The organism is Mycobacterium sp. (assembly GCF_035603715.1).
Lineage (GTDB): Bacteria > Actinomycetota > Actinomycetes > Mycobacteriales > Mycobacteriaceae > Mycobacterium.
The window spans coordinates 1-4,159 of record NZ_DATNJW010000045.1 but is presented as its reverse complement, the minus strand read 5'-3'; the positions used below and the strand labels follow the sequence as shown (position 1 = coordinate 4,159).

General features: G+C 63.4%; 5 protein-coding genes. All 5 read left to right on the top strand.

The features are described 5' to 3' along the window. Positions 1-1,598: type VII secretion protein EccCb (gene eccCb, locus VN856_RS01720; RefSeq protein WP_325685530.1), on the top strand; the 1,598-nt coding region annotated here is incomplete at its 5' end. Between the two features lie 115 nt (positions 1,599-1,713). Next, positions 1,714-2,016 (top strand): hypothetical protein, encoded by a 303-nt coding sequence (locus tag VN856_RS01715; protein ID WP_325685528.1) that lies wholly within the window; start codon positions 1,714-1,716, stop codon positions 2,014-2,016. Between the two features lie 7 nt (positions 2,017-2,023). Further along, on the top strand, positions 2,024-3,235 hold the full coding sequence (locus VN856_RS01710; protein ID WP_325685526.1) for a PPE domain-containing protein: 1,212 nt from the start codon (positions 2,024-2,026) through the stop codon (positions 3,233-3,235). A 163-nt stretch (positions 3,236-3,398) separates the two neighbouring features. After that, positions 3,399-3,722 carry a hypothetical protein gene (locus VN856_RS01705; protein ID WP_325685524.1) on the top strand — a complete coding sequence of 108 codons (324 nt, stop codon included), beginning with the start codon at positions 3,399-3,401 and terminating at the stop codon, positions 3,720-3,722. Positions 3,723-3,764: 42 nt separating this feature from the next. Beyond that, positions 3,765-4,055: a WXG100 family type VII secretion target gene (locus tag VN856_RS01700; RefSeq protein WP_325685522.1), complete on the top strand. Its 291-nt coding sequence runs from the start codon at positions 3,765-3,767 to the stop codon at positions 4,053-4,055. The last annotated feature ends 104 nt before the right edge of the window (positions 4,056-4,159 follow it).

The following is a 4,159-nucleotide window of genomic DNA, read 5'->3' as shown; positions in this document are numbered from 1 at the left end:
CCCTGCCGATCGGGATCGTCGACGTTCCCGAGGACCACACGCAGCTAGTGCACTCCATCGACGTGGAGATGGACAACGTGATGGTGGTTGCCACCGCCCAGCGCGGCAAGAGCACCACGTTGATGACGTTGATGACGTCGGCTGCGCTGATGTACCGCCCGGAGCGAGTGACGTTTTTCTGCATCGGGGCGTCGCTGTACCCGATGGAAGAGTTGCCGCATGTGGCCGGTGTGGTGAGCCTCAACGACACCGAAGGGGTGTCGCGAACAATCGCGACGATCGAAGGATTGATTCGCGCCCGCGAGGCGTCGTTCAAGCACTACCAGATCGACATCTCCGAATTCCGGGAACGACGCTTCGGCGCAGCCGGCGGCGGTGGAACCGATCCGGAAGACAAATTCGGCGACGTATTCCTCATCATCGACAACTACGGGGACCTCTACGAGAAAGACTTTGCGACCGGGGATCGCGCGATCGCGATTGCCCGGCAAGGACTTTCGTACGGCGTTCACGTCATGACGAGCGCCAACGGCTGGTTTGTCGGCCAGAAGCAGGGTCTGCTGAACGTGTCGAACGCGCGCATCCAGCTGCGGCTGAGCAATCCCGACGAGTCACAGATGGGTAGTTCGATGGAACGGCGCAAAGCCGCGCGCAACACCCTGGACCGGCCAGGTTTCGGCTTGACCCGCGAGGGCCACGAGTTGCTGATCGGGGTACCGGAGATCACCGGAACCGAGAATCAGCGAGTGAGCGCCCGGGGTATCGGCGAGGTCATCGCTCAAGTCACCGGCGCAGACCGGGTGGAGCGGCTGTCGCGGCTGCCCGAGCGGGTGGCGTTGACGCAGATCATCGAGGCATACGACCGCACCCCGGAAGGGGCCGACGCCCTCAACATCCCGTTCGCCATCGGGGAGAGCGGTCTGCAGCCGGTGGCGCTGTCCCTCCGGACATTGCCCAACATGCTGGTGATGGGCCGCCAACTCTGCGGCAAGACAACGACTCTGGCGGCTATCGGCCAGGCGATCACGCAGCGCTTCACCCCCGAACAGGCCCAGATCACCGTGATCGACCCCAAAACCACGCTGATCGGAAAGATCCGGGGTCCACACGTGCGCGCCTACGCCTACACCGCGGACGACATCGATGCCGTGATCGCCGAGCTGACCGCCGAACTGCGGGATCGCCTCCCACCGTCGGGTCTGACCCAGGAGGAGCTGCTCAACCTCAAGGCGTGGGGCGGCCCGCGCCAGTTCGTCCTGATCGATGACGAACACGAGCTCAGGCCGCACAATCAGGTGGTGAAACCGGCCGCGACTGCGCCGCTGTTGCCACTGATCGAGCGCAGTCGGCAGGTCGGTCTGCACGTGATAGCTGCACGGTTGCCTGGCAACTGGGCCGGCCAAGTCGTGATGAATCCGTTCCTGCAGAAAATGACGGGATCTCGGTCGCCGACCTTGTTCATGGACAACGATCCGGCAAATGTTAAGGTTTTCGCGCGGATCAGCGCTCACCAGTTGCCGCCCGGGCGTGGCCTATTGGTCACGACCGAGGGCGATATCGAGGGAGTGCTCGTGGGGACACCCGAAGCGGATGAATAGCTATTTTATTCACATTGCACAGTTCGCGTTCATTCACATTGCAGAGTGCGCGTGTACGTAGAAAGATCTGGTAATCCCGCAGGGGAGCACTGCGGATCAGAACACGGGAGACAACATGTCAATGTTCGATGTTTCACCGGAGGCCGTGAACCTGTCCTCGTTGACGGAGTCGGTGGTCACCGGGGAGATGGCGGCCACCACGGCGGCTGGTTCCGCGGCCTTGACCGGCGTCGTGCCGATGGCTGCGTCCGCCGATGACGTGGCGTTCGCGTCGGCAATGGCCGGCGCCGGCGGCACCTACCTCGGCGTGGCCGGGTCACACTTCGGACAGCGGGCGTCTTATGCGACCGGGCAGAGCATGTCGTCGATCAGCTATGTGCTTCAAGAGCTGATCAGCGCCGCCAAGTTCTCCTTCTAGGCGCGGCATGCCACTCGACCCACGATGGGTCGCTGCGCCGCCCGAGATCGTCGCGCTGATTTTTGAGGGTGGTCCCGGCCCGGAATCGATCGTCGCCTACGCCGCGGTGATGGCCACCGAAGCGGCCAGTCATCAAATGGGAATGGCGGTGTCCGCCACCAACATCGCGACTACCAGCGCATCTTGGACCGGCCTCGCCGGCACAGCCAACGTAGCCAGGGGAACCGCGCTCAACACGGGCGGGCTGGAGCCGCTGGCAGGACACTGCGCCAAACACGTCATGCTCGCGCAAGCCGCAGTGGACGCCTACACAATGGCCTGCCCATCGGTGATTCCATCGGTCGCGTGCCAGGCCAACCGGGATCTGTGGGGCACCTTGTGCGCCACCAATTGGTTCGGCCAGAACTTCCCGGGTATCGCATCGCAGGACATTCAATACTTCGGCGATTACTGGCCGCAGAATTCCAGCGTCGGGCTGTTGTATGCCTCGACCTTGGGCTCGATCGCGGCTGCGGCTGCTGTTCCGCCGCCGGCGGTCGCCGGTGACGTGGCGCCGGCGGGCCTGGGTTCGGCCGCCACCCTCGCCGGGCAGGTCGGGAGCACCGCGGGCCAGGACGCCGCCCAGGCCTCGACGACCGCCGGCGGACAGCTCGCGAGTGCTGGATCGGCGCCTTCTGAGGCCGCCAACCAGATGACATCGATGCTAGGGCAGGGTCCACAGCTGATTTCAGGTGTTATGCAGCCCATGACTCAGATGGCGGGAGCGCCGATGCAGATGGCTCAGAGTGGCCTCGGCCCACTGCAAAGCATGATGGGCATGTTCACCGGGGCGAATGCGCCCGCGGAAGCGGCAGGGCTGGAGGCGATAGGTGCGCCACTTGGCGGGGCCGGGGGAGCCGCGGCCGGCGGCATGGGCGCCGGCGGTGCAGGCGTCGGTGGGCTGAGCTCCAGCGCCGCAAGCCTCACCAGCTTCACCTCGCCGGCCAGCACATTCGAGCCGGAGAGCGGGGGCCGGCCGTCCGGACGGGCGGGTGTGCTCAACGCGGCCGACCTGAAGAGCCCGACGACTCGCGGTGTAGGTGGTTCGGCAATGCCGATGTCGCCGGCCGGGATGCTGGCCCGTGGTGAAAGCCCATCCGGTGACAAAAAGGACGATGTCACGCACGCACGGATCGTGGTGAACTCCGATTACCAGGATCCGCAACGGACGGACCTATAGCTCGCTGTACCGGACAACGAAGCCATTGGTGCAATTGGGAAAAGAGGGGAAATTTGAAATTTGGATGACGCTGAAAAAGGGTGAAGTGACAGCCACCGAAAAGCACACTTAGACTCTCGATAATGCCCCTACCCGGGGCGCTGGCATAAAGGAGAAGAAGTAGATGGCTGACCCATCAGGAGCGTTCCCTCGGATTCCGCAAGACGTCGCCCTACAGGTCAAGGCGAAGATTGAAGACCTCATGGAGCACGCGACCATCGCCGCCAACCAAGGTCTGTCGGCGGTCGAGGAAATCGTCGCGGCCGGCGCACACAGCGGAACCGCCGCAATCGTCTCGCAGCAGAAGGCAATCGAGATCAATACCGACCTCACGCGGATCATTCACGGTTGCACCGAGCTGTCTCACAAGCTAGGTATCTCGGTCGCGCAGTTCGCCCAGCACGACCACGACGCGAGCAGTCAACTCCAGGCGATCACACCGTCCTGATCAGCCGTCAACCAACAGCCATAAAGGGATAGGAAGACAGATATGTCGGACCCGAACACAATCACTTACCAAGCCGGGGCGATCGAGCACGCGACCGGCACCCTTCAGTCGGCATCGGCTTCTCTGGAGCAGTGCAAAGCAGATCTGACGAACGTCAATGCCCTGCTGGCCAGCCACATGGGCGGTCAGTACCACTCGGCGTACCAAGAAGCGATGCTGCAAATCGAGCAGCCGTTGCAGCACTTGGCCGAGGTAGTGGGTCAGCACGGCCAGGTGTTGAACTCGATCACCTCCGACGCGTTGGCATTGGACGCCTCGCTCGCCGCGGGGTGACTTAGGAAGCCAGGCTGGGGCGCATGCGAAAGCTTGCGCCCCAGCGGCTTTCAAAGCGACGATTCGTGTTAACCACCACCGTCGATGGCTTGTGGGTATTGCAG